Annotated in this window: 20 protein-coding genes; 12 read left to right on the top strand and 8 right to left on the bottom strand. The window is 63.8% G+C overall.

What is annotated here, in order from left to right:
• Positions 1-82 precede the first annotated feature (82 nt).
• The 3 genes from BcanWU425_RS06520 to BcanWU425_RS06510 all read left to right on the top strand — a co-directional run bounded on the left by BcanWU425_RS06520 (position 83) and on the right by BcanWU425_RS06510 (position 3885).
• Positions 83-2458, top strand: coding sequence for an exopolysaccharide transport family protein (locus BcanWU425_RS06520; RefSeq protein WP_204512418.1), 2376 nt, complete (start codon positions 83-85; stop codon positions 2456-2458).
• The gene (locus tag BcanWU425_RS06515) at positions 2451-3260 is read left to right on the top strand and encodes a WecB/TagA/CpsF family glycosyltransferase (RefSeq protein ID WP_085361247.1); all 810 of its coding nucleotides are present in this window, start codon (positions 2451-2453) and stop codon (positions 3258-3260) included. Before BcanWU425_RS06520 ends, BcanWU425_RS06515 begins: the two co-directional genes overlap by 8 nt.
• 283 nt (positions 3261-3543) lie before the next feature.
• Positions 3544-3885: a hypothetical protein gene (locus BcanWU425_RS06510; RefSeq protein ID WP_085361246.1), complete on the top strand. Its 342-nt coding sequence runs from the start codon at positions 3544-3546 to the stop codon at positions 3883-3885.
• On the opposite strand, the gene BcanWU425_RS06505 is transcribed toward BcanWU425_RS06510, so the two are convergent.
• Complete coding sequence (locus BcanWU425_RS06505; protein ID WP_204512419.1) at positions 3859-7974, bottom strand: sensor domain-containing phosphodiesterase; 4116 nt, start codon at positions 7972-7974, stop codon at positions 3859-3861. The genes BcanWU425_RS06510 and BcanWU425_RS06505 overlap by 27 nt on opposite strands.
• 46 nt (positions 7975-8020) lie before the next feature.
• On the opposite strand from BcanWU425_RS06505, the gene BcanWU425_RS06500 reads away from it, so the two are divergent.
• The 4 genes from BcanWU425_RS06500 (at position 8021) to BcanWU425_RS06485 (ending at position 11527) form a co-directional block, all read left to right on the top strand.
• Positions 8021-8197 (top strand): hypothetical protein, encoded by a 177-nt coding sequence (locus tag BcanWU425_RS06500; RefSeq protein WP_158091731.1) that lies wholly within the window; start codon positions 8021-8023, stop codon positions 8195-8197.
• A gap of 72 nt (positions 8198-8269) precedes the next feature.
• Positions 8270-9322 carry an Ldh family oxidoreductase gene (locus tag BcanWU425_RS06495; protein ID WP_204512420.1) on the top strand — a complete coding sequence of 351 codons (1053 nt, stop codon included), beginning with the start codon at positions 8270-8272 and terminating at the stop codon, positions 9320-9322.
• A gap of 36 nt (positions 9323-9358) precedes the next feature.
• Positions 9359-10726 (top strand): LLM class flavin-dependent oxidoreductase, encoded by a 1368-nt coding sequence (locus tag BcanWU425_RS06490; protein ID WP_085361243.1) that lies wholly within the window; start codon positions 9359-9361, stop codon positions 10724-10726.
• 15 nt (positions 10727-10741) lie between these two features.
• Positions 10742-11527 carry a fumarylacetoacetate hydrolase family protein gene (locus BcanWU425_RS06485; RefSeq protein WP_204512421.1) on the top strand — a complete coding sequence of 262 codons (786 nt, stop codon included), beginning with the start codon at positions 10742-10744 and terminating at the stop codon, positions 11525-11527.
• Positions 11528-11632: 105 nt separating this feature from the next.
• Here BcanWU425_RS06485 and BcanWU425_RS06480 read toward each other — a convergent pair whose 3' ends face one another.
• Positions 11633-12088: an Lrp/AsnC family transcriptional regulator gene (locus BcanWU425_RS06480; protein ID WP_018453391.1), complete on the bottom strand. Its 456-nt coding sequence runs from the start codon at positions 12086-12088 to the stop codon at positions 11633-11635.
• Between the two features lie 153 nt (positions 12089-12241).
• Between BcanWU425_RS06480 and BcanWU425_RS06475 the strand changes: the two genes are divergently transcribed.
• Positions 12242-15691, top strand: coding sequence for an indolepyruvate ferredoxin oxidoreductase family protein (locus tag BcanWU425_RS06475; RefSeq protein ID WP_204512422.1), 3450 nt, complete (start codon positions 12242-12244; stop codon positions 15689-15691).
• Positions 15692-15766: 75 nt separating this feature from the next.
• Entirely contained in the window at positions 15767-17191 is a 1425-nt protein-coding gene (gene iaaH / locus BcanWU425_RS06470; RefSeq protein WP_231190236.1) for an indoleacetamide hydrolase, read from the top strand.
• Here the strand turns inward: iaaH and BcanWU425_RS06465 are convergent.
• Positions 17186-18097: a LysR family transcriptional regulator gene (locus BcanWU425_RS06465; RefSeq protein ID WP_204512424.1), complete on the bottom strand. Its 912-nt coding sequence runs from the start codon at positions 18095-18097 to the stop codon at positions 17186-17188. The genes iaaH and BcanWU425_RS06465 overlap by 6 nt on opposite strands.
• A 275-nt stretch (positions 18098-18372) precedes the next feature.
• Between BcanWU425_RS06465 and BcanWU425_RS06460 the strand changes: the two genes are divergently transcribed.
• The 3 genes from BcanWU425_RS06460 to BcanWU425_RS06450 all read left to right on the top strand — a co-directional run bounded on the left by BcanWU425_RS06460 (position 18373) and on the right by BcanWU425_RS06450 (position 21776).
• Positions 18373-19554, top strand: coding sequence for an HlyD family secretion protein (locus tag BcanWU425_RS06460; RefSeq protein WP_204512425.1), 1182 nt, complete (start codon positions 18373-18375; stop codon positions 19552-19554).
• Between the two features lie 117 nt (positions 19555-19671).
• Entirely contained in the window at positions 19672-21285 is a 1614-nt protein-coding gene (locus BcanWU425_RS06455) for an MDR family MFS transporter (RefSeq protein WP_204512426.1), read from the top strand.
• 29 nt (positions 21286-21314) lie between these two features.
• Positions 21315-21776: a carboxymuconolactone decarboxylase family protein gene (locus BcanWU425_RS06450; RefSeq protein ID WP_231190233.1), complete on the top strand. Its 462-nt coding sequence runs from the start codon at positions 21315-21317 to the stop codon at positions 21774-21776.
• Between the two features lie 157 nt (positions 21777-21933).
• Here the strand turns inward: BcanWU425_RS06450 and BcanWU425_RS06445 are convergent, their stop codons facing one another.
• The 5 genes from BcanWU425_RS06445 to BcanWU425_RS06425 all read right to left on the bottom strand — a co-directional run bounded on the left by BcanWU425_RS06445 (position 21934) and on the right by BcanWU425_RS06425 (position 26112).
• Positions 21934-22794 carry a D-amino-acid transaminase gene (locus BcanWU425_RS06445; protein ID WP_018453384.1) on the bottom strand — a complete coding sequence of 287 codons (861 nt, stop codon included), beginning with the start codon at positions 22792-22794 and terminating at the stop codon, positions 21934-21936.
• A 122-nt stretch (positions 22795-22916) separates the two neighbouring features.
• Positions 22917-23648: an amino acid ABC transporter ATP-binding protein gene (locus BcanWU425_RS06440; protein WP_018453383.1), complete on the bottom strand. Its 732-nt coding sequence runs from the start codon at positions 23646-23648 to the stop codon at positions 22917-22919.
• 8 nt (positions 23649-23656) lie between these two features.
• The gene (locus BcanWU425_RS06435; protein WP_018453382.1) at positions 23657-24349 is read right to left on the bottom strand and encodes an amino acid ABC transporter permease; all 693 of its coding nucleotides are present in this window, start codon (positions 24347-24349) and stop codon (positions 23657-23659) included.
• 4 nt (positions 24350-24353) lie between these two features.
• Positions 24354-25085: an amino acid ABC transporter permease gene (locus BcanWU425_RS06430; RefSeq protein ID WP_204512428.1), complete on the bottom strand. Its 732-nt coding sequence runs from the start codon at positions 25083-25085 to the stop codon at positions 24354-24356.
• Positions 25086-25200: 115 nt separating this feature from the next.
• Complete coding sequence (locus tag BcanWU425_RS06425) at positions 25201-26112, bottom strand: amino acid ABC transporter substrate-binding protein (RefSeq protein ID WP_026232521.1); 912 nt, start codon at positions 26110-26112, stop codon at positions 25201-25203.
• Positions 26113-26185 lie beyond the last annotated feature (73 nt).

Raw genomic sequence — 26185 nt, 5'->3', positions numbered from 1 at the left:
TGGGCACCTATATCTGAGGTGCGTGGCGTAGAGCGAAGAGTACCCCCTCAGCTCGCGGCACTTGGAATGAAAGCTGGGGATCATGCTTGACTATAACCAGCCGATAGATCGGGCCAGACCGGAGGCCCCGCAGCACCGGCCTCAGGCCAGCTTCAACGTGCTGGAGCTGGTCAATCTGCTCTGGCGGCGGAAGATCGCGATTGCCGTTGCCGCGCTGCTCGGTGCGACGCTTGCCGTCACCGTGGGCAAGAGCCTGACGCCCCGCTACACCGCCACCGCCCAGCTCTATGTCGACCCGCGCGAGCTTCAGCTCGTCGACCGCGAGCTAACGCCCCGCGCGCAGGACGTCTCCGGCATGTCGATGGTGGTCGAGAGCCAGGCGCGCCTGATCACCTCCAACAGCGTGCTGCTCCAGGTGATCCAGCAGGCTGATCTGGACAAGGATCCCGAATTCGGCGGCGGCGCCGACGGCAAAGGCGTGATGTCGTCGCTGCTCGGCCTGATCGGCCTTCAGCCCCACGCGCCCTCCGCCGCGGAGAAAAAGGAAGTGCAGCTCGCCGCCCTCGAGGCGCTGAACCGGCACATCACGATCCGCAAGACCGAGAAGAGCTTCATCGTCGATATCGAAGTCTGGTCGACCGATCCGGCGAAAGCGGCAATGCTCGCCAACACGCTGACCAGCGCCTACCTCGCGGAGTCCCGCAACTCGCAGGCGTCAGCCGCGCGGCGCGCCACCAACGATCTCTCCGGCCGCCTGAAGGAACTGCGCGAGCGGCTGCGCAACGCCGAGACCGTGCTCGCGACCTACAAGGCCCAGAACAATTTCGTCGGCACCCAGGACGCGCTGATCAGCGACCAGCAGCTTTCCGCCAGCAACCAGCGGCTTTCCGCCGCCCGCGCCGCGACGATGGACGCGCAGGCGCGCCTCGACCAGATCGAGGCGAGCCGGCGCACGACGGCAGATGCAGGCGCGAACTCCGAGGCGCTGCAATCGCCAACCATCGCCAACCTGCGCGCGCAATATGCCGACGCGCGCAAGAAATATGCGGAGCAGGCCGGCGAACTCGGCCCGCGTCATCCAGCGCTGCGCCAGACCGAAAAGCAGGTCGAGGATCTCAAGCGCACCATCAACGAAGAGATCGACCGCTTCGCCCAGTCCGCCAAGAACGATTTGACGCGCGCCCGCGACTTTGAAGCCTCGCTCAGCCGGGCGCTGGAGGCACAGAAGCGGCAGAGCGTCCAGCTCAGCCAGGCCGCCGTGCGCCTGCGCGAACTCGAGCGCGAAGCCGATGCCAGCCGTGACGTCTATCAATCCTTCCTCAAGCGCTCGCGCGAGACCGAGGAGCAGGAGACGCTGAACACCTCGGCGGCGCGAATCATCGGCGAAGCGACGGTGCCGCAGCGGCGCTCGTTCCCGCCGGCGATGAGCCTGTTCGCCATGATCGGCTTCATCTTCGGCGCAATCGCTGCATCGAGCTGGTTCGTCGCGGCAGAGCTGCTGTTGGCCGGTGCGTTCGCGCCGGCACCGGCGCCGGCCCGTCCCAATCGCACTCCGTTGCCGCAAGCTCCGCGAGCTCCAGAGCCTTCGCGGGCGCCGGAGACTGCCCGGTCCCAGCCGGTCTCGCGAGCCCCGGAAGTCGCGGAGGCACTGCCGGAACTCGCCGCCCCGCCGCTGCAACCTTCGATGGTCGAGAAGCCCCTGATCGAAAAGCCGCTGATCGCGCGCCTCCAGGAGGCCGACGTCATCCACACGCTCGGTGCCATTCTCGCCACCGGCGGCGGCATCGACCTCACCCGGCTCGGCTGGCCAACGCTGCGCCCCGGCTTTCCACTGACGACGCTGCTCAACGCCTGGCGCGACATGCGCGCTACGGCGGCCCGGCGCGCCGGCGGAAAGACAATGCCGGTCATCGCGCTCGTCGGTGCCGGTGAGACCACCGGGCGCAGCGTGACCGCGCTGAATTTCGCGCTCGCGGCCGCGCGCGACGGCGCCCGGGTCCTGATGATCGATGCCGACCATCAGGCGCACCCGCTCTCGAACAAGGTCAGCCGTCCCGGCAAGAGCGAGCCGAGCAAGGTCGGATGGCTTTCGATCGGCAGCAAGGCCGCGTGCGAGATCAAGACACTCAACGGCATCTCGATATTGCCGGCCGCCGAACGCGACGCCGGCAAGGCCACTGACGCCATCCGCAAGGCCATCGAGCAGGCGCGCTCCGCCGGCGGCTATGACCTTGTGATCCTTGACGGCCCCGCGGCGCCACTCACGGCCGGCAGCCGTAAGCTGCTCGATGATGCCGACGCGCTGGTGGCGGTGCTGCCGACCAGCCTCGACATCAACGACGGCCTGGAGGAGATCTTGAGCACACTCGGCCGCGCGGAGCGCAAGCTCGTCGGCGTCGTGCTCGACGAACTCACCCCTATGGCCCAAGCTCGCCAACGAGGCAGACAATATGCTTGAGCGCCGCATCAATCTCGATGGCCGGGCCGCAACCGCCGACGTGCCGCGGATCACCATCGGCGGCCTTCGCATGGCCGCACTCGATCTGGAAGCGACCGCAAATTTCATGATCGAGGCGACCGATCCGCGCCATCGCATCGGCCGTCCGCTGCACCTGACCTCGGCCAATGGCGAGGTGCTGGCGCGGTGCTCGACCGAACCCGAGACCGAGCGCCTGTTCCGCAGCGCTGACCTGATCAACGCCGATGGCCAGCCGCTGGTGGCGGCGTCCAGGCTACAATCCTGGTTTCCGTTGCCCGAGCGGGTCGCCACGACGGACCTGTTTCACGTCGTCGCGCGCAAGGCTGAAGCGGTCGGCCGCACCTTCTACATGTTCGGCGCCAGCGAGGACGAGAACGCCCTTGCGGTCGAGAACGTCCGAAAGATGTATCCAAACCTCAAGATCGTTGGCTACAGCCACGGTTATCTCCGTGGCGACGCGCTGCGCGCGAAGGTCGACGAGATCAACGCGCTTGCGCCGGATTATCTCTGGGTTGCGCTGGGCGTGCCAAACGAGCAGGCGTTCGTCGAGGAATTCACCCCGCATCTCACCAATGTCGGCGTCATCAAGACATCCGGCGGCCTGTTCAACTTCTTGTCGGGAAGCCGCGCCCGCGCGCCGCGATGGATGCAGAAGATCGGGCTGGAATGGGCCTGGCGCACCTTGCTCGAGCCCCGCCGCCTGTTCTGGCGCTATTTAACCACCAACCCACGCGCAATCTATCTGCTGTTCAGCCGCAATCGGCCCTTTAATAATCGCTGAGTAGACGACGACATGATCGCCGCCGGTTGCCAGCCCCACCTGCGCTATTTCAACGCCAGCGGCGCCGGTATTGCGCCTTGCGGGCCGGGCTCATAAGCGGCTAAAGAGACTGTCACAGTCGGTGTCGGCAACTTTCCCGGCCGCCGCGTGTTTTGTATGGCCGCCGACACAAGCGGCACAGTCGGCTCAGCCAATAGTGCGAGCCAGCTTTTCACAGCGAAGGCCACGATCGAGTCCGCGCATCGGCCTGCTTTCAGGCGCGACCCAAGGGAGCACGGAACGAATGCATCAGGCCGCAAGCCTGCAATTCGAGCGCATGATGGGCGAGCTCGTCCTCTGGCATGCCGTGCCGGAGCACGAACGATCGCCGGCGCCGGCCTGGTGGTGGGGTCCGGCGATGGCCGTGCTCGACACGCACGAGCCGATGCCACACGCGTGGTGTTCTGAACTCGGTCTGAGCCACGACTCGAGCTTTGCCGAAGGCGCGCACGCCCTGCTCGCCCTGTTCGCCAAGCAAACCTCGCCGACCTGGCCGGATGATTTTCCGCGCAAGGCGGAAATCAAGGAAGACGACGCCCGCGAGCTGCACCCGCAGCCGTCAGACGACAGCGCTTTTCAACCGTAGCGCCGCGGCCGCGGTGGCGGCATGGTCCGGCTCCGGCTGGAGCGGCGGCGCGTAGGGCAGCTCCATGGGCTGCAGCAGCTCGGCCATCTGCCGCGCCGGCAGCGGCTTGGAGATCAGGAAGCCCTGCATCTCGTCGCAGCCATGGGCGCGCAGGAATGCCTCCTGTTCGGCATTCTCGACGCCTTCCGCCACCACGGTCATGCCGAGCGCCTTGCCCATGCTGATGATCGCCTGCGCGATCGCCTGGTCTTCCAGATCCTGTGGCAAATCGCGCACGAAGGAGCGGTCGATCTTGATGGTGTCGATCGGAAAATGCTTCATCAGCGACATCGACGAATAGCCGGTGCCGAAGTCGTCGATGGCAAGGCGGATGCCGCGGCTCTGGATCGCGTCGAGCACCTTGAGCGCACGCCCGACGTTGCGCATCATCATGCTCTCAGTGACCTCCAACTGGAGCAGCACGGGCGACATGCCGCTGGCGGCCAGCGCCTCGTCGACGTCCTGCAACAGATGCTCGTCGACAAACTGCCGCGGTGACAGGTTGACCGCCATCGACACCGGCAACAGGCCGCGGCGCTGCCAGGCCATGGCCTGCGCGCAGGCCTCCTTTACCACCCAGCGGCCGATCGGCACGATCAATCCGGTCTCCTCCGCGAGCGGAATGAACTGCGCCGGCGAGATGCTGCCCAGATCGGGGTGCGTCCAGCGCAGCAGGGCTTCCACGCCCGTGATCTGGCCGGTCTCCATGTCCACCTTGGGCTGGTAGTTCAAAGTGAACTGATTCCGCTCCAGCGCCCGGCGCAGCGCACTCTCCAACGACAGCCGCTCGATCGACTGCGTCTTCACTTCCTTGGAGAAGAAGCGATAGCCGTTCTTGCCGTCTTCCTTGGCGAGATACATCGCCATGTCGGCGTTCTTGGTCAGCGTCTGCACGTCGGAGCCGTTGGTCGGATACATCGCGATACCGATCGAGGCCGTGGTGTGGCACTCGTGCCCCGCTAGCTCCATGGGCTCCGCAAGCGCCGTCAACAGCCCGGTCGCGATGCGCTGGACGTCATCGATCTCGCCGCATTGATCGAGGATCACCACGAACTCGTCGCCGCCGAGCCGCGCCACGACGTCGGTTGCGCGCAGCGCACCACGCAGCCGGTTGGCCACTTCGAGCAGGAGCAGATCGCCGGCCTCGTGGCCCAGCGAATCATTGATGACCTTGAAACGATCGAGGTCGATGAACAGCACCGCAAAGCGCTGATCGTGGCGCTGCGCCTCGTCGATCGCCTCATGCAGCAACCCGTTGAAGGTCTCGCGGTTCGGCAGGTCGGTCAGGCTGTCGTGCGAAGCGAGGTATTCGATTCGCTCGTCGGCCTGGTTTTTCTCGTCGGCCCGGTCGAAATTCTCCATCGCGAAGGAGACGTTGTCGGCGAGGCGCTGCAACAGCTCGACGAACTCGGCCGTGAAGGTGCCGGGCTCGGTCGACATGTAGATCATGACGCCGACGGCCCGATCGTGTGCGACGAGGGGAAAAGCCGCGCCCGACCGCGCGCCGTCGTTGCGGACAATGGAATGAAAGGCGCGAACGCGATCGTCATTGAGATAGTCGTTGCTGATGCAGGGCTGGCGAGTGCGGAACGCCGTGCCGCTCATTCCGCGCCCCTCGGGGCGCTCGGGGTCGATTGATAGGCGGACATTGCGCGTGGTGTCAGACGACGGTCCGGCGCTCGACACGATCTCCAGCTGATCGCTATCGACCCTCGCCAGCGCAATGGTGGTCGAGGTGAACTTGGCGCCGTTCGATGCGGCGAGACAGACGAGGTCGAACAGTTCGGCGCGCGACTTCGCCCGCATGATCGCCTCGTTGGTCGCGCTCAGCGCCGCGAACATGCGAGCCAAACGCTCCGTCCGCGCCTCGTTGCGGGCCTTTTCCTCGGCGCGATCGAAATTATCGAGTGCAAATGACACGTTCTCGGCGAGGCGCCCGAGCAACTCGACCATATCGGGTGTGAACGTATTCTCTTCCGGCGCGAGGAAAAGCAGAATGCCGATCGGCTCCTGGCCGGCGCGCAGCAGCGGGAAGCTGGCAGCCGCTCGCGTTCCATCTTCGATCGCCTTAGAGTGCCAATGCGCCGCTCGGAGGTCGTGGAGATAGTCGTTGATGACGCTGGGCCCGCGGGTCCGCAGCGACATCCCTATGATTCCGCGACCCTCAGGATGGTCGGCGGAAACAAAGCAGGTGCGTCCCACCATCCGCTCCTGGAGGCGCCCCTTCACGGCAACCACGCGAACGAGTTCACGCTGGTCGTCCATAATGCCGATTGTCGCCGAGGCGAATACGCCGCCGAGCACGGCTGCCTGGCACGCCCCTTCGAACAGCTCCTCGCGCGTCTTGGCGCGCATGATGGCCTCGTTCGTCGCGCTCAGCGCCTCGAACATGCCGCTCAACCTGTCACGCTGCCTGTCGGCCTTCGCCTTCTCGTCGGCACGGTCGAAGTTCTCCAACGCGAAGGCGACATTGGCCTGGAGCTTGCGCAATAGCTCGACGAATTCGTCCGTGAAAGTGCCGCACTCGGGCGAATTGAACAGGAATACGCCTTCGACGCTGTCGCCGTTGAATAGCGGCATCGCGGTTGAGGACCTAATGCCATTGCGACGCGCGCTGGCGTGCCAAGGCTTGAGGCGGGCGTCTGCCAGGACGTCGTTGCTGATACAGGGCCGCCGCGTCCGGAACGCGGTGCCGGTCAGCCCTCGTCCTTCCGGCTCCTTGTCGCTGACCGACAGCCTGAAGGAACGCACTTCCTCGGCGTTCGGTCCGAAGGACGCAACAACACGAAGCAGTCCCGCATCGCGGTCAAGCAATGCAATGGAGGTCGAGGCGAACTTGGCGCCGTGCACCGTGGCTTCGCAAACCAGATCCAACAGTTCGCTGCGCGACCTTGCCCGCAGAATGGCTTCGTTCGTCGCGCTTAGCGCTGCGTACATACGCGCCAGCCGATCCTCCTCCAAGGCGATCTGGGCCTTCTCCTTGTCGCGGTCGAAGTTCTCGAGCGCAAAGCACACGTTTTCGGTCATGCGCAGCAACAATGCGACGATGCCTTCGTCTTTCGCCCAGGCTTTGCTCACGAAGAAAAACAGCACGCCGATGCTGGTGCCACGCTTGATCAAGGGAGCAGCCACGCAGGCGACGGCGCCGGCATTGACGTTGGCCTGCTCCCAGGTGGTCCCCTTGGTGCGATTGACGAGGTCGTCCTCGACGATCGCTTGCTGGGTCCGGAACACCTCGCCGGAGATGCCCTTGCCGTAGGGACTCTCCGGATCAATCGAGTAGCGCGACTGTCTGATCAGATCCAGATTATGTCCGGTCGCTGCCACCGGCGTCAGCCATTCGGAATCCGGCTCGTGCAGCAGAACGAAAGTGGCAAGCGATTTGCCGCTATAAACAGCGGCGTCGCAGACCCGCTGGTACAAGTCCAGCTCAGTGCTGGCTTGCAGAATTGCTTCGTTCGTCGCACTGAGCGCGCCGAACATGCGGTTGAGCCGCCGCACTGCCCGCTCGCCATCCAGGCGGGCTCCCTCGGTCGCGAAGCTCTCCAGCGCGTGAGAGATATTGGCCGACATCCGCTCGAACAACGAGACCATCGCCTCGTCGAGCGAGCCGGCGCCCGACCGCGTAACATACAACACCCCAATACTGCGTCCCATGCAGACCAGGGGTAGCGCCGCGGCCGCGCCGACACCCGCCGCCACCGCGCCGTTGCGCCATGCCAGCGAACGCGGATCGTTCAGGAAATCGTTGCTGATGCAGAGCTTCTGGCTGCGGAACGCCTCGCCGCCCACGCCCAAGCCTTCCGGCGTGCCAGCCTGCGTGGTGATCTCGATCGCGCTCAGCCGCGCCACGTCATCGCCGCGACCAGCGGCAAAGCGAAGCTTATGGCCATCCGGCTCCACAAGGAACACGGCCACGGCCATGAAGTCTCCACTCGCAAACCCGGCGTCGCAGACCTTCTGGTACAGCTCATCCGGCGATTTCGCGTAGAGGATCGCTTCGTTGATGGCGCTCAACGCCGCAAAGGTGCGCGCGAGTGTCGTCGGCACGATCTCAGCTCCCGGGCATTTCTGCCTTTTTTTCCCGGATGACGTTATGACCGGCGATCGCCTAAGTGGTCGTTATTGCGCGCTGCAAACCGTCGATCAAAGTGAACGAGCTGCGAACGACCTGCGCCAATCTGTCGAAAATGCCACCGCGCGGGACGAATCTTCGCCCGACGGCCCTGCTCGCTGCGAATTTGCAGCCCTGTATTGGTTTACAGGAGATTGATATCGCAGCCGCGCTTTGAGACCATGGCGCCCAACAAGCAGCCTGTTAAGGGCACCATGCCGGGGAAGCGCCATGCCGATCGTCCATGCCGACCGCCTCACGCGCATCAGCGCAGCGCTGCTTCGGGTTGCCGGGGCTTCCGAGGAAGAGGCCGACGCGGTCGCAAACGGCTGCGTCAACGCCAATCTCGCCGGCCACGATTCCCACGGCGTGATCGCCATTCCCACCTATGTTGACCGGATCAAGGCCGGCCACATCGTGCCCGGCGCCAGATGGACCATCGTGCAGGAATCGCCGACGACGACCGTGATCGACGGCCAGTGGGGTTTTGGCTTCCACATCAACGCCAAGGCGATGGCGCTGACGATCGAGAAAGCGAAGACGGCGAATGTCGCCGCCTGCACCGTGTTCCGGCAAAGCCATGTCGGCCGCCTCGCCGCCTATCCGCTGATGGCAATGCGCGAAGGCATGATCGGGATCGCAACGGCGGATTCCGGCCGTTCGCCGAAGCATGTGGCGCCATTCGGCGGCAAGGAGGCACGGCTCGGCACCAATCCGATCTCGATCGCGGTGCCGTCCGACCTCGATGCGCCGTTCTACCTGGACATGGCGACCTCTGCGGTCGCGGCCGGCAAGATCCAGCTCGCGGTCGCCCGCGGCGAGGAAATCCCGCCGGGGTGGATCATCGATGCCGAGGGACGGCACACTACCGATCCAACCCAGTATCGCAAGGGCGGCGCGCTGCTGCCGCTCGGCGGCACCGAGGGCTACAAGGGCAGCGGCCTCGCCGCAATGGTCGAGGTCCTGTGCGGCCTGCTCACCGGCCTCGGTTTCGGCGTCGAGCCCACGGGCCGGCACAATGACGGCTGCTTCATGGCCGTGTTCAACGTCGCCGCGTTTCGCCCGCTGCAGGATTTCAAGCGCGAGGTCGCCGAGTTCGCACACTATCTCAAATCGACCCCGCCCTCCGAGGGCAGCAAGGGCGTGTTCTATCCCGGTGAGATCGAGGGCTTGCGTGAGCAGCAGCGCCTGCGCGACGGCATCGAGATCGAGGATGCGACCTGGGAAAAACTGCGCGCGCTGGCGCGCGAGTACAGGCTCGACACGGTCCTCGACCTGGCCTGACGGATTTCGGCCTGACGCAATTCGGAGAACAGCAGCATGACGCGGCAGATGGTACTGGTCGGCTTCCTTCAGGCCCAGAACTGCACGAATTTGCCGAGCTCGTGGCGACATCCGGACTCGCGCGACGATTCGATGTCGGCGGACTATTATCAGGAGATCGCCAAAATCCTCGAAGCCGGCAAGTTCCACATGGCCTTCTTCGACGACCGGCTGGCGATGCCGGACCGCTACGGCAACGATCACGCCCACACCGTCGAATACGGCATCCGCTGCGTGAAGATGGATCCGCTGATCGTGCTGACGACGATGGGCATGGTGACGGAGAAGCTCGGGTTGGGTGCGACCGGCTCGACGACTTATTTCGAGCCCTTCGACATCGCCCGCCGCTTCGCAACGCTCGACCTGATGTCGGGCGGACGCGCCGGATGGAACGTCGTGACCTCGCTCAATGACGGCGAGGCCTTCAACATGGGCCGGGATTCTCATCCCGAGCACGACGCCCGCTATGACCGCGCCGACGAATTCATGGAGATCGTTCTCGGCCATTGGGACACCTGGGAAGACGGCGCGCTCATCATGGACAAGACGAGCGGCCGCTTTGCCGATCCGGCCAAGGTGAAGCGGCTCGATCACAAGGGCCCATTCTACAAGTCCCGCGGTCCCTTCACGGTGCCCCGCTCCGACCAGGGCCATCCCGTGATCATCCAGGCCGGCGCGTCCGGCCGCGGCCAGCGCTTTGCAGGACGATGGGGTGAGGTGATCTTCACCGCTGCACGCAATCTCGCCGCCGCCAAGGAAGGCTATGCGGCGGTGCGTAACGAGGCCGCGAAAGCCGGTCGGGATCCGGAGGCGATGTTCCTCTGCAACCTGACGACACCAGTCTGCGCCGCGACCAAAGCCGAGGCCGAAGACAAGATGGCGTTGATCAACAAGCTGCCGCTGCAGATCGATGCGCTGTCGCTGCTGGCCGAAGCGCTCAACTACGACTTCGCCTCCAAGGATCTCGACGAGCCGCTGACGACTGAGGAGTTGAAGAGCATGCAGGGCATTCTGGGCATCCGCGACGGCGTGCTCAAGAACTCCGGCAAAAGCAATCCGAGCGCGCGCGACTTCGTCACCTTCTCTGGCCGCGGTCAGGTCCAGGATGCGATGGTCGGCGGTCCCAAGGAGATCGCGGACAAGCTCGAAGAAATGTTCGTCGAGCGCGGCTGCGACGGTTTTGTCATCGCCGCGACCTATGTGCCCGGCTCCTATGCCGATTTCGTGCAACATATCGTCCCGGAATTGCAGCGGCGCGGATTGTTCCAGAAGGAGTATCGCGGCAAGACGCTGCGGGAAAATCTCGGGCTCAAGCGCCCGGCAGCCGGCGACTGGAAAGTGCAGCCGCGCGATGCCGCGGAATAACAAGGGAGACACGGCATGCGCTGGCTGAAATTCACCGCCGCGGACAAGACGTCCTGGGGGATCGTCGAGGGTGACCAGGTCATCGCGATCGAGGGCGATCCCTTCGGAGAATGGCAACGCACCTCGCGCACGTATCAGCTCTCGCAGGTCAAGATCGAACTGCCGCTGATTCCGCGCACTTTCTACTGCGTCGGCTTGAACTATCTGAAGCACCTGAAGGAGGCCGCCGACAAGCGCGGCGAAGTGCCTGCTGTCCCCGACCGCCCCGAGATCGGCTATCGCGCGCAAAACGCGCTGATTGCGCATGACGAGGACGTCGCGATCCCGTCCTTTGCGACGGACAAGATCCACTACGAAGGCGAACTCGTTGTCGTCATCGGCAAGAAGGTCAAGCATCTCACCAATCAGAATGCGATGGATTGCGTGTTCGGCTACACCATCGGCAACGACGTCAGCGAACGAAGCTGGCAGAAGGCCGACCGCAGCCTGTGGCGCTCGAAGAACGCCGACACGTTCAAGCCGATGGGCCCGTGGATCGAGACCGAGGCCGACCTCGACAAGATGGAAACGATCGTCCGGGTCAACGGCAAGGAGACCAACCGCTTCCACACCAACGACATGATCTTTGGCGTGGTGCCGTTCCTAGTCGAGCTGACCAAGTATTTTACGCTATGGCCGGGCGATGTGATCTGGATGGGCACGGATGGTGCCTCGCCTGATATCAAGCACGGCGACGTCGTGGAGATCGACATCACCGGTGTCGGCACGCTGCGGAACAGGTTCGTGCGGGAAGAGCGGTGATCCTCATCCTGAGGAGCTTGCGAAGCAAGCGTCTCGAAGGATGAAGGCGCCCGGTTGTGGCGTCGCGCTTCGAGACGGCCGCTACGCGGCCTCCTCAGCACAAGCTCAAAACGGCAGGGCCACGCCCGTCTTGATCTCTTTCAGCACCACGTTGCTTCTCACATAGCGAATGCCGGGAATGCGGAACATGAAGTCGTCGAGGAATCTGTTGTAGGCCGCCATGTCCTGCACGACGACGCGCAAATGGTAATCGGCATCGCCCGTGGTCGCAAAGCACTCCAGCACCTCACGCCGCGTGGTCACCCGCGCGACGAACTCGTCGACGAATTTTGCGTCGTGCCGTTCCAGCGAGACGTGGAGGATCGCGGACATCGCAAAGCCGGCCTGCTCGCGCGCGACCAGGGCCGCATAGCCCCGGATGGCACCGCTCTCCTCCAGCGCGCGCACCCGGCGCCAGCATGCCGAAGTCGACATGCCGACTGCGTCGGCGAGCTGCTGGTTGGTGGCGCGGCCGTCCTTCTGAAGATAGGCGAGAATCCGCGCGTCCTGGTCTTCGATCATGGAAACCACCAAAATGGATTAATCTACCTTCCCGTACATCGTTTTGGATAACTCTACCATAATAGGTACGCTATTCGGAAAGAAAGGTAAGACCTACCAGTTGCCCAGGCTTACCCTTCTCCCATCCGGCAAGGATGCCGTGGGGAGGTCCGCATGGCCGCCATTTCGTCTCTCGATTCTTACGAGCTTTCCGACCGCTACGATCGCGAACGGGGCCGCGTCTTCCTCACCGGCACGCAGGCCATCGTCCGCATCGCGCTCGACCAGGTGCGGCGCGACCGTGCCGCGGGGCTGAACACGGCGGGCTTCATCTCAGGCTATCGCGGCTCGCCACTCGGCGGGATCGACCTCGAGCTGTGGCGCATCCACGAGCGACTGAAGCGGGACCGCATCGAATTCCTCCCCGCAGTGAACGAAGATCTTGCCGCGACCGCCGTGCTCGGCTCACAACAGGTCGAGACGCAAGCCGACCGCGAGGTCGATGGCGTGTTCGCTCTCTGGTACGGCAAGGGCCCCGGCGTCGATCGCTCCGGCGATGCGCTGAAACACGGCAACGCCTACGGCTCCTCACCGCATGGCGGCGTTCTGGTGGTCGCCGGCGACGACCATGGCTGCGTCTCGTCCTCGATGCCGCACCAGTCCGACGTCGCCTTCATGAGCTGGTTCATGCCGACGCTCCACCCCGCAAGCGTCAGCGAATATCTCGAATTCGGTGAATATGGCTACGCGCTGAGCCGCTTCACCGGCATGTGGGTCGGCTTCAAGGCGATCTCTGAGATCGTGGAATCCGGCGCGTCCGTCGCGCTGCGCCCACCGCGGGCCTTCCACGCGCCAGACTTCACGCCGCCACCCGGCGGCCTGCACTATCGCTGGCCCGATCTGCCCGGCCCGCAGATCGAGGAGCGGCTGGAGGCGAAGAAGCACGCGGTCTACGCCTTCGCAAAGGCTAATCCGATCGATCGTCACATCTACGACATCCCGGACGCCACCTACGGCATCGTCACCACGGGCAAGGCCCATCTCGATCTGATGGAAGCGCTGCGGCTGATGGGTCTCGACGAAGCGGACTGCCGCAGCATCGGCATCGACATCTACAAGGTCGGCATGGTCTGGCCGCTGGCGCTGCATGACGCGATGGCGTTCGTGAGGGGCAAGCGCGAGATCCTTGTCGTCGAGGAGAAGCGCGGCATCATCGAAAGCCAGTTCAAGGAATATTTTTACGATTATCCGGGCGAAAAACCCGAGCGCATGGTCGGTAAGCATGACGAGCAAGGGGCGCGGCTGATCTCCTGGATCGGCGAATTGTCACCGCGTGCGCTCGCTGGGGTGCTCGCACGCCGTCTCGATCCGATGTTCCCAGGCCTCAATCTCGCCGCACGCGCAACCGGCTTGATGCCTGAGGCCTCGCGCACGATCAACGTCAGCGGTGCGACGCGTACGCCCTATTTCTGCTCGGGCTGCCCGCACAATACATCGACGAAAGTGCCCGAGGGTTCGAAGGCGCTGGCCGGCATCGGCTGTCATTTCATGGCCAGCTGGATGGACCGCGAGACATCGTCCCTGATCCAGATGGGAGGCGAAGGCGTGAATTGGGCCGCCTCGTCACGCTTCACCGGCAACAAGCACGTGTTCCAGAATCTGGGCGAAGGCACCTATTATCATTCGGGTTCGATGGCGATCCGGCAGGCGATCGCCGCCAAGGCCAACATCACCTACAAGATCCTGTTCAACGATGCCGTGGCGATGACCGGCGGCCAACCCGTCGACGGCCCAATCAGCGTCCACGCTATCGCGCACAGCGTCCGCGCCGAGGGCGTTGCGCGCATCGCGCTGGTGTCGGACGATCCGGCGCAATTTCCGCCAGGCGATCTTCCGGTCGGCGTGTCCCTCCATCCGCGCGAGAAGATGGACAGCGTGCAGCGCGAGCTGCGCGATATTCCCGGCGTCTCGGTGCTGATCTATCAGCAGACCTGCGCGACAGAGAAACGGCGTCGCCGCAAGCGTGGACAGATGATCGATCCCAAACGCTTCGCCTATATCAACGATCTCGTCTGCGAAGGCTGCGGCGACTGCTCGGTCGAATCCAACTGCCTCAGCGTCGAGCCCAAGGAGACGCCGTTCGGCCGGAAGCGCCGGATCAACCTCTCATCCTGCAACAAGGACTTTTCCTGCCTCAACGGGTTCTGCCCGAGCTTCGTCACCGTCGAGGGCGCGAGGCGCCGGAAGAAGGGCGCGAGCCGGATCGACGCGGTCGGCCACGCGGCCACGCTTCCCCTGCCCGGGCCCGCAACGCTCGACCGTCCCTATGATCTGCTCGTCACCGGCGTCGGCGGCACCGGCGTGATCACGGTCGGCGCGCTGATCGGCATGGCGGCCCACCTCGAAGGAAACGGTGTCTCGGTGCTGGATTTTACCGGCTTTGCGCAGAAATTCGGGCCGGTGCTGAGCTACATCCGGTTGGCCGCATCTCCCGACGCATTGCACCAGGTCCGTATCGACCAGGGCGCGGCCGATGCGCTGATCGGCTGCGACCTCGTCGTCAGCTCCTCGCCGAAGGCGTCCGGCACCTATCGAAAAGGTACGCGCGCCGCGGTCAACACCGCGGAGATGCCGACCGGCGACGTCGTCCGCTTCCGTGACGCCGATCTCGCCTCACCCGCCCGCCTGCGTGCGATCGGCCAGGTGATCGGCGACGGCAATCTCGACACCATCAACGCCAATGCGCTGGCCGAGCGCCTGCTCGGCGATGCCGTCTATGCCAATATCGTCATGCTGGGCTTTGCCTGGCAGCGCGGGCTGCTGCCGGTCTCGCTGTCGGCGCTGTTGCGCGCGATCGAGCTCAACGGCGTCGGGGTCGAAAGCAACAAGCAGGCTTTCGCCTGGGGCCGGATTGCAGCCGCCGATCCCGACTTCTTGCCGAAGGTGGACGAAGCGCCGAAGGCCGAGACGCTCGACCAGCTGATCGACCGCCGCGCCGACTTCCTCACGGCTTATCAGAACGATGCCTACGCAGCGCGCTATCGAGAGCGCGTTGCAAGTGTTCGCCATGCCGAAGCCAGCCTGAATAGCGAGGCATTGACCGAGGCGGTCGCGCACGCCCTGTTCAAGCTGATGGCCTACAAGGATGAGTACGAGGTGGCGCGCCTGCACATGCAGACCGGCTTCCTCGACGAGTTGAAAGGCGAATTCGAAGGCGAATTCAGCATCCAATATCACCTTGCCCCGCCGTTCCTGCCGTCGAAGCGCGATGCCCGCGGACGTCCGCGCAAGCACGCCTTCGGACAGTGGATCCAAATGCCGCTCGCCATGCTGGCGCGAGTGAAGGGATTGCGCGGGACGCCGTTCGATCCGTTCGGCTACACGGCGGAGCGGCGCGCCGAGCGGGAACTCATCACCTGGTACGATGGCGTCATCAAACGGCTGCTCGGCGGACTCGACGCGGCGCATCTGCCAAGCCTGGTCGCCATTGCAAAAGCGCCGATGGATATCCGGGGCTACGGGCCGGTTAAGGACGCCGCGATCGGGAAGGTGAAGGCCGAGGTTGAACGGCTGTTCGCCGAGCTCGATGCGCCATCACCTGCAAGGATGCGCGCCTACGGTTGACGGAGCGCCGACGAGGCTTCAGCCTCTGGAGCCGAGGGGCGCCCTGATGGCGCACCTGCAACCGGGTGACGCCTCATGGATTTCGACCAGTTGACCCTGACCCAGGCTGTGGCCGACCTCCGCGCCGGAAAAGTCACGAGCACCGCGCTCACGACGGAAGCTCTCGCCCGCGCCAAGGCCAATGCCGATCTGAATGCCTTCGTCACCCTGGACGAGCCCGGCGCTCTGAAGGCTGCGGCCGCATTCGACGCGAACGACAACAAGGACAAGCCGCTCGGCGGTGTTCCCATCGTGATCAAGGACAATATCGAGGTCACGGGGCTCCCCTGCAGCGCAGGAACGCCGGCGCTGAAGCATTACGTTCCGAGGGCCGACGCGCCGGTGGTCGCAAAATTGCGCGCGGCGGGCGCGGTCATCATCGGCAAGACCAGCATGCACGAGCTCGCCTTCGGCATCTCCGGCTACAACACCGCATTCAAGACCGGCGCGGAGTTCGGCGTGCGCAACGCCTATGACCGCACCCTGATCGCGGGCGGCTCCTCCTCAGGAACGGGCGTCGCGATCGGCGCGCGGATCGTCGCGGGCGGGCTCGGCACCGACACTGGCGGATCGGTCAGGGTCCCCGCCGCACTGAATGGATGTGCCTCGCTGCGTCCGACGGTCGGACGCTATCCGCAAGCTGGCATCGCGCCGATCTCGCACACCCGCGACACCGCGGGCCCGATGGCGGCGACCGCGGCGGATGTCGAACTCCTCGACCGCGTCATAGCAGGTGGCAAAGCCGTTCAGGCGGCCGATCTGAAGCAGATGCGAATCGGCATCGTGAGGTCGATGCTGACAAATCTCGACGCTGACACCGACGCCGCTTTCCAGGCAGCAGTGGCGAAGATGAAAGCGCAGGGTGTCACGATGGTCGAGATCGAAATGCCGCAACTGGCCGAGTTCAATGGCCAGGTCAGCTTTCCGGTCGCGCTGTACGAAGCCTATGACGATCTGGTCGCCTATCTCGACCACACCGGCACGGGCCTCAGCATCGAGGCGCTGGCAAGGGACATCTCCAGCGCCGACGTCAAGGGCACCTATGATGGCCTGGTGATCCCGCGCAAACTGCCTGCCCCCGATGGCGCGCTGGTTGACGCCAAGCCGATCTATGACGCCGCGATCAATAGTGCACGCCCCGCGCTCCAGGTGCTTTACAGCAGGACTTTCGCCGACAACCGGCTCGATGCCATCGCCTTCCCGACCACGCCGCGCGTCGCCATTGCCTCCAATCCGGATTCCAGCAGCCTCGAGAATTTCGGGTTGTTCATCCAGAACACCGATCCCGGCAGCAATGCCGGCATTCCCGGCATCCAGATCCCGATTGCGCTCGGCGCGGTCAGCAAACTTCCGATCGGACTCGAGCTGGATGGCCCTGCAGGCAGCGACCGCCGCCTGCTTGCGCTCGGCATGGCGCTTGAAAAAGTGTTCGGACGGCTGCCGGCGCCACCCCGCTCATGAATAGGGATTGATCAGCTTCTGCTGCTCTGCGCTGTGATGCACGAGCATGTCGATAAAGGTCCTGACCTTCGCCGACAGATGATGCCGGTGCGGATAGACCGCGTTCATCGACATCTCGACGGGACGATATTCGGGCAGAAGGCGAACAAGATGACCGGCTTCGAGATCGCCCTGGACGAGAAAACCGGCCATCAGGCAGACGGCAGCGCCTTCCAGCGCCACCTTTCGCAAGGCCTCACCGCTGTTGGTGATGAAGCTGCCGGAGATGCGCACCGATGCCGGCGTGCCCTTGCGATCGAAGAAGCGCCAATCTTCGCCGAACGGATAATTCAAGTGACGGGCGCAATTGTGCGCGGTGAGCTCACCGAGTTTCTGCACGCGACCGTGCCTTTCGAGATAGTCGTGCGAGCAGCACAGCACGTGGCGCCAAGTTGCGAGGCTGCGAACGATCAGGCTCGAATCCGGCGGCGCGGTCATGCGCAGAGCAACGTCATAGCCTTCTTCGATGAGGTCGATTTCGGCCTCGCCCATCCGCAGATCGATCTTGAGCTCCGGATAGGTCGACAGGAGCTTCGCCACCACGGGCGCAACGAACGGCACCATGTGCGTGGCGACGTGGATCCGTAGCGTGCCGCGGGGCACCGACTGCAATTCGCTCGCGATATCGTCGGCCTGTTTGATTTCGGCGAGTATCTGGATGCAGCGGTCGTAATAGGCCTTGCCGATGTCGGTGAGGCTGACCTTGCGCGTGGTGCGCTGAAGCAGCCTCACGCCGAGCCGGTCTTCCAGCCCCTGGACGTGATTGCTCACCATGGTGGTCGACATGTTGAGCTTGCGGGCTGCTGCAGAGAAGCCGCCGGTCTCGACCACCCGGCTGAAGACTTCGAGACTGGTCAATCGGTCCATGCCGACTGATTATCCGCTCTTGAGAGATAATCGCAAGGAATTCCGTCCGATTATCCATCAAACCGCTCCTGCGGGCAGCGCGGATGCGTTAGCCGCAATCCCTCGACAGGCCCGGCAATCGCTCTGGGGCAGTCGTACCTCCGGCTCGATAGATCATACGGGCCCAGGCGAGATCCCGGGACTATCCACTGTCAGCGGATAATCCTTTCGGCATTTCGCTGATTATCGATCGGACGAGGAAGACCGATAATCTGGGTCAGCCGAAGGAGACCGCCATGTCCGAGATGCCCCGCACCGAAAACTTTCAGCAAGCGACTGAAATACCGCAAGCTACCCCGACGGCGCCGGTGCGTGGTCCCGACCGGAATATGGTCCGGCGGGCGGCGCTGGCGCTCGCGTTCCTTGCGGGCACGGCTGCGGTTGTCCATTACGGACACGACTACTGGGTCAACGGCCGTTATCTCGAGACAACCGACGACGCCTATGTGAAGGCCGACTCCACGATCATCGCGCCAAAGGTCTCGGGCTACATCGCCAAGGTGCTGGTCAGCGACAACGAAAAGGTCAAAGCGGGCCAGCTGCTGGCGAAGATCGACGACCGCGACTTCAAGGCGGCGCTCAATCAGGCCCGCGCCGATGTCGCTGCGGCGGAAGCGGCAATGCGGAACCTCGACGCCCAGCTCGAACTCCAGCAGCCGATCATCGAGCAGAGCACAGCCGATGTCGCTGCTGCGGACGCGAATCTGAAATTTGCGCAGGAGGAGCGCGCCCGCTACGACGACCTGATGAAGTCGGGCTCCGGCACGATTCAGCGCGCGCAACAGACTGACGCCGCGTTGCGCGCCAGCAACGCGCAACTGCAACATGCCAGGTCGGGCCTCGTGGCCGCGCAACGCAAGGTCGACGTGCTCACGACCCAGCGCGCGCAGGCTACTGCCCAGCTCGAACATGCGCGTGCGGTCGCGGAGCAGGCGACGCTCAATCTCTCCTACACCGAGATTACCGCGCCGGTCGACGGAACGGTCGGCGCCCGCTCACTGCGCGTGGGACAGTTCGTGCAGGCCGGCACGCAATTGATGGCGGTGGTGCCGCTCGATGCGGTCTATGTCGTGGCGAATTTCAAGGAGACGCAGCTCACACATGTCCGCGCCGGCCAGCCGGTCGAGCTGCACGTCGACAGTTTCCGCAACCAGACCCTGCGCGGCCATGTCGACAGCCTGTCGCCGGCGAGCGGCCTTGAATTCGCATTGCTGCCGCCCGACAACGCCACCGGCAATTTCACCAAGATCGTGCAACGGGTGCCGGTGAAGATCGTGCTCGACGACCACAGCCTGACCGGCCTGCTGCGCCCCGGCATGTCCGCGGTGCCGACCGTCGACACCAAGCAGACCGTGCTGGCCGAGCGTGAGACGGCGAAGCATCTCGCCGACAACGCGGCCCGTCCGAACGGCGGTTGAAGCCGGAAAGGTCCGGCGGGACTATCAAGTCCTGCCGGATGATCCTTCCCAAACTTGGTCGATTATCGAAACGAACTGCCTGATCCATCCTGTCTCCGTAACCGAGACGAGGCTTCCATGAGCACGCTCCAACCGACCGTTAATACCACGGCCGATATCCCCGCTCCCGTCGCGGCCCCCGCAACGCCCGCCGTCTCGACCAAGACCTGGATCGCCGTGATCGGCGCGACGCTCGGCGCCTTCATGGCGGTGCTGAACATCCAGATCGTCAATGCCTCACTCGCCGATATCCAGGGCGCGATCGGCGCCGGCATTGATGACGGCGGCTGGATCTCGACCTCCTATCTGATCGCGGAGATCGTGGTGATCCCGCTGTCCGGCTGGCTGGCGCAGGTGTTCTCGATCCGCATCTATCTCCTCACCAATGCGGTCCTGTTCCTGGTCCTGTCAGCCGCCTGTGCGTTGGCGCAAGACCTGCCGCAGATGATCGTGCTGCGGGCGGTGCAAGGGTTTACCGGCGGCGTGCTGATTCCGATGGCGTTCACACTCATCATCACATTGCTGCCGCGCGCCAAGCAACCCGTGGGCCTTGCGCTGTTCGCGCTGTCGGCGACGTTCGCGCCCGCGATCGGCCCGACCATCGGCGGCTATCTCACCGAGAATTTTGGCTGGCAGTACATCTTCTATGTCAACGTTGTCCCCGGCACGATCATGGTCGGCATGCTCTGGTACGCGCTCGATGCAAAGCCCATGAAGCTGTCGTTGCTGCGCGACGGCGACTGGGCCGGCATCATCACCATGGCGATCGGATTGTCGGCGCTGCAGACCGTGCTCGAGGAAGGCAACAAAGACGACTGGTTCGGCTCGCCCTTCATCGTCAAGCTGTCCGTCATCGCGGCCGTGGCGCTGAGCGCCTTCCTGATCATCGAGCTCACCGTGAAGAAGCCGCTCCTGAACCTGCGTCTGCTGGTCCGCCGCAATTTCGGCTTCGGCATGCTCGCGAATTTCCTGCTGGGAATCGCGCTCTACGGCTCGGTGTTCATCCTGCCGCAATATCTGGCCCGCATCCAGGGCTACAATGCCGAGCAGATCGGCATGGTGCTGGCTTGGACCGGCCTGCCGCAGCTGGTGCTGATCCCGCTGGTCCCGCGGTTGATGCAGAAGCTCGATGCGCGGCTCATCATCGGCGTCGGCTTCGTCCTGTTCGCGGCCTCCAACTTTATGAACATCTACATGACCGGCAACTATGCCGCCGATCAATTGCTCTGGCCCAATGTGGTTCGTGCGATCGGCCAGGCGCTGGTAATGGCGCCGCTGTCTGCGGTGGCGACCTCAGGCATCGAACCGGAGAACGCGGGCTCGGCCTCCGGCCTGTTCAACATGATGCGCAACCTCGGCGGCGCCGTCGGCATCGCGCTGTTGCAGACCCTGCTGACCAAGCGCGAGCAGTATCACTCCAACGTGCTGATGCAGTCAGTCTCGTTGTTCGAGCAGGCGACGCGGACGCGGCTGGAACAGCTCACCCAATACTTCGTCAATCACGGCATTCTCGATCGGGCGGACGCGTTGCATCGCGCCTATGTTGCGATCGGCCATATCGTGCAGAAGCAGGCCTATATCCTCGCCTTCAGCGACACCTTCTATCTGCTCGGCGTGGCACTGATCGTCGCGCTGATCGCCACCCTCTTCCTGAAGAAGGCCGGCCCCGCCTCGGCCGGCGGCGCCCACTGACATCACCCCAGCAAGCAAGGAGAACGACCATGAAACCCCGCATGAATTTCTACCAGGCCGCACCCGACACGATGAAGGCGCTGATGGCACTGGAAGAGCAGATCCAGTCGACGGGCCTCGAGAAATCGCTGATCGAGCTCGTCAAGATCCGCGCGTCGCAGATCAACGGCTGCGCCTTCTGCATCAACATGCACACCGAGGACGCCCGCAAGCGCGGCGAGACCGAGCAGCGCATCTATCTGCTCAACGCTTGGCGCGAATCGCCGCTCTACACCGACCGCGAGCGCGCCGCGCTGGCCTGGACGGAATCAGTGACGCTGATCGCCGAGACGCACGCGCCTGATGACGTCTACGAGCAGGTCCGCGCGCAATTCTCCGATGCGGAGACGGTGAACCTGACCATGCTGATCGGCGCCATCAATGCCTGGAACAGGCTAGCGATCGCGTTCCGTGCGGTTCACCCGGTAAAGGTGAAGGCGTCGGTGGCGTGAGGTGCTGACGCATGAGGCCAAACTGCCTCAATACATTCGCCTGTCATGCCCCGGCTTAACCGGGGCATCCAGTACGCCGCGGCTTCTCGAGTCCAGCACTCCCGTCACGGAGTACTGGATCGCCCGGTCAAGCCGGGCGATGACGGCGGTGGGTAGCTTAAACCGCCGTCGCCTTCGCGAACTCCACGTAGATCTCGCGCAGCCGCATGGCGATCGGGCCGGGCTTGCCGTCGCCGACCTTCTTGCCGTCGATCGCAACCACCGGCTGGACGAACAGCGACGCCGAGGTGGCGAAGGCTTCCTTGGCGGCGAGCGCCTCGGCGACCGTGAAGGAACGCTCTTCGACGCGGAGCTGACGCTCTTCCGCCAGCGCCACCACCGCCTTGCGGGTGCAGCCCGGCAGGATCGCGTTGGAGTTCTTGCGGGTCACGATGACGTCGTCCTGGGTCAGGATGAACGCTGAAGACGAACCGCCTTCGGTGACGTAACCGTCTTCCAGCATCCAGGCTTCGCCCGCACCGGCTTCGGCCGCGGCCTGCTTTGCCAGCACTTGCGCCAGCAATGCTACGCTCTTGATGTCACGCCGCTCCCAGCGGATGTCGGGCACGGTGATCACATTGATGCCGGTCTTGGCCGAGGCGGCGTTGATGATGTCCTTCTCCGACGTGAACATCACCAGGCTCGACTTGACGTCGCCCTTGGGGAAGGCGAAGTCGCGGCCCTTGTCGGCGCCGCGGGTGACCTGGAGATAGACGAGGCCGTTCTCGACCTTGTTGCGTGCAATCAGCTCCTGCTGGATCTCGGTGATGCGCTCGACCGTCTCCGGGAGCCTCAGCTTGATCTCGCCGACCGAGCGCTCCAGCCGCGCCAGATGCGAGGCATTGTCGACCAACTTGCCGTCGAGCACGGCCGAGACCTCATAGATGCCGTCGGCGAACAGGAAGCCGCGATCGAGGACCGAAATTTTGGCGTCCGAAAGCGGGACGAATGAGCCGTTGACATAGGCGATCGGATCCAAGGCAGGTCTCCTGGCGGGAATAGGGATTACCCGCTGGTATAAGGGATTTGTCGGTGCCACGAAACCCTCAACCCGTCATTCCCGACCGGCGCCAGGAGGCACGTCGCGGAATGACAGTGGGATCAATGCGACAGAATCTTCGACAAGAACTTCTGCGCGCGGTCGCTGCGGGGCTTGCCGAAGAAATCGTCCTTCGGGGCGTCCTCGACGATCTCGCCGCGGTCCATGAAGATCACGCGGTTGGCGACCTTGCGGGCAAAGCCCATCTCGTGCGTCACGACCATCATGGTCATGCCCTCATGGGCGAGGTCTACCATGACGTCGAGCACCTCGCTCACCATTTCGGGGTCGAGCGCCGAGGTCGGCTCGTCGAACAGCATGACGATGGGATCCATCGCGAGCGCGCGGGCGATCGCCACGCGCTGCTGCTGGCCGCCGGACAGGTTCGCGGGAAATTTTTGCGCCTGTTCCTTCAGGCCGACCCGCTCCAGCAGCTGCATGCCTTTCGCCACCGCCTTGTCGCGCGACCGGTCGAGCACCTTCTGCTGCGCGAGGCAGAGATTATCAATGATCTTCAGATGCGGAAACAGCTCGAAGTGCTGAAAAACCATGCCGACACGCGCGCGCAGCTTGGGCAGATTGGTCCTGGGGTCGTTGACCTTAGTGCCATCGACGCTGATGTCGCCTTTCTGGAATGGCTCCAGCGCGTTGACGCATTTGATCAGCGTCGACTTGCCTGATCCCGACGGACCGCAGACCACGACCACCTCGCCCTTGGCGACGCTGGTGGTGCAGTCGGTCAGCACCTGGAAGGCCGGGCTGTACCATTTGTCGACGTGGCTGATCTCGATCATGGCAAACTCTATCGAATGATGGCGATGCGCGCCTGCAGGCGGCGAACGCCGAAGGACGCGATACAGGAGATGGTGAAGTAGACGATCGCTGCGAATAGATACATTTCGACCAGACGGCCGTCGCGCTGCGCGACCTTGCTAGCCGCACCGAGGAAATCGGTGATCGACAGCACATAGACCAGTGAGGTGTCCTGGAACAGCACGATGGTCTGCGTGATCAGGACCGGCAGCATGTTGCGGAAGGCCTGCGGCAGAACGACGTAGCGCATGGTCTGGGCGTAGGTCAGGCCGAGCGCGTTGGCTGCGGCCGGCTGGCCGCGCGAGATCGACTGGATGCCGGCACGCATGATCTCGGAGAAGTACGCGGCCTCGAACATGATGAAGGTGATGAGCGAGGACGCGAACGCGCCGACACTGATCGGACGCGACGCGCCAGTTACCCATTGCCCGATATAGGGCACCAGGAAGTAGAACCAGAAGATCACCAGCACCAGCGGCAGCGAGCGCATGAAGTCGACATAGACGCCCGCGATGCGGCCCAGCACCTTGTAGCCGGACAGCCGCATCAGCGCGATCGCCGTGCCGAAGACGAGGCCGCCGAGTGCAGCAAGCCCGGTCAGCATCAGCGTGAACGTCATGCCCTCATAGAATAGATAGGGCAGCGTGCGGATGATGACCCCGAAATCAAAATTGCTGAACATGGCGCTACTTCCCCGTGATGTAGCCGGGGATCGCGACCCAGCGCTCGAGGAAGCGCATCGCGGTCACGACGACGGCGTTGACGAGGAGATAGAGGATGGTCGCAGCGGTGAAGGCCTCGAACACCTGGAACGAGAATTCCTGCATCGAGCGCGCCTGGCCGGTCAGTTCGAGCAAACCAATGGTGATGGCCACAGCCGTGTTCTTGATGGTGTTGAGGAACTCGGACGTCAGCGGCGGCAGGATGATGCGAAAAGCCATCGGCAGCAGGATGTAGCGATAAGCCTGCAGGGTCGTGAGGCCGAGTGCGGTCGCCGCCATCTTCTGCCCGCGCGGCAGCGATCCGATGCCGGCGTGCAACTGCACGGCGACGCGCGCCGACATGAAGAACCCGATGCCAATCGCGGCCGTCCAGAACGGCGCGTTCGGCAGTTGTTTCAGCCACAATCCCGCGGACCTTGGCAACACTTCCGGCAGCACGAAAAACCACAGGAAGAGCTGCACCAGCAGCGGCATATTGCGGAAGAATTCAACATAGGCAAAGCCGAACCAGTACGCTCCCTTCGACGGCAGTGTGCGCATCACGCCGACGATCGATCCGGTGATCAGCGCGATGATCCAGGCGAGCGCACCCGTCTTGAGGGTCAGCACCAGGCCCGACAACAGCATGTCGAGATAGGTGCCGGTCCCCATCGGGTTCGGCTGGAAAAAGATTCCCCAGTTCCAGTTGTAGTTCACGTGTCCCCCGCGCGAACGCGCCAGTCATCGATGTCCTGGCGCCTATGCAAATGTCCGGCCATCCTGGAGTCAAGATGGCCGGACACGATCCCGATCGAAAGATCGAGGTTATAGCTTACTTATAATCGTCCGGGTTTGGCGAGTCCGTCGGCTTGGCAAACTCGTTCTTCAGCTCGGCCGAGATCGGCGTGTTGAGATTGAGGCCCTTCGGCGGGATCTTCTGCGTGAACCACTTGTCGTAGATCTTCTGGCCCTCGCCGGAGGTGTAGAGCGCAGCGGTCGCCGCGTCGACGACCTTCTTGAAGGCCGCGTCGTCCTTGCGCAGCATGATGCCGTAGGGCTCAGGCTTGGAGAACGCGTCCTTGGAGATGACGTAGTCATCGGGCGACTTCGAGCCGGCAACGAGGCTCGCGAGCAGGATATCATCCATCACGAAGGCGACCGCACGGTCGGTCTCGACCATCAGGAAGGCCTCGGCGTGGTCCTTGGCCGGAATGATGTTTGCGCCGAGGCTTTTTGCAACATTGGCCTCGGTGAGCTGTTTGATGTTGGTGGTGCCGGCAGTGGAAACCACCGATTTTCCCTTGAGGTCGTCAATCGCCTTCAGGCCACTCGACTTCTTGAAGACGTAGCGGCTGGCCGTCAAATAATGGGTGTTGGTGAAGGCAACCTGCTTCTGGCGCTCGGCATTGTTGGTGGTCGAGCCGCATTCGAGATCGATGGTGCCGTTCGCCATCAGCGGGATCCGGGTCGCCGAGGTCACCGGATTGAGCTTGACCTCGAGCTTGTCGAGCTTGAGCTCCTTCTTCACGGCGTCGACGATCTTGTAGCAGATGTCCATCGCGTAGCCGATGGGCTTCTGGTTGTCGTCGAGATAAGAGAACGGGATCGAGGAGTCGCGGAAGCCGAGCGTAATGGCGCCGGTGTCCTTGATGTTCTTGAGCGTGCCGGTCAGCTCCTCGGCCCCGGCCTGGCCGACGGCGAAGGTCGCGGCGAGCGCGAGGCCGATGCTACGGAAATGTTTCACGTTTTGGTCCCCTTTCAGGATGATGCCGGCGGGATGCAAGCACAAATTGGGTTGGAATAGAATGTGACTTTTG

This window comes from Bradyrhizobium sp. WU425, from assembly GCF_021052305.1.
Taxonomy (GTDB): Bacteria; Pseudomonadota; Alphaproteobacteria; order Rhizobiales; family Xanthobacteraceae; genus Bradyrhizobium; species Bradyrhizobium canariense_D.
The sequence above is the reverse complement of the archived record's forward strand: the minus strand, read 5'-3'. Positions and strand labels throughout refer to the sequence as shown.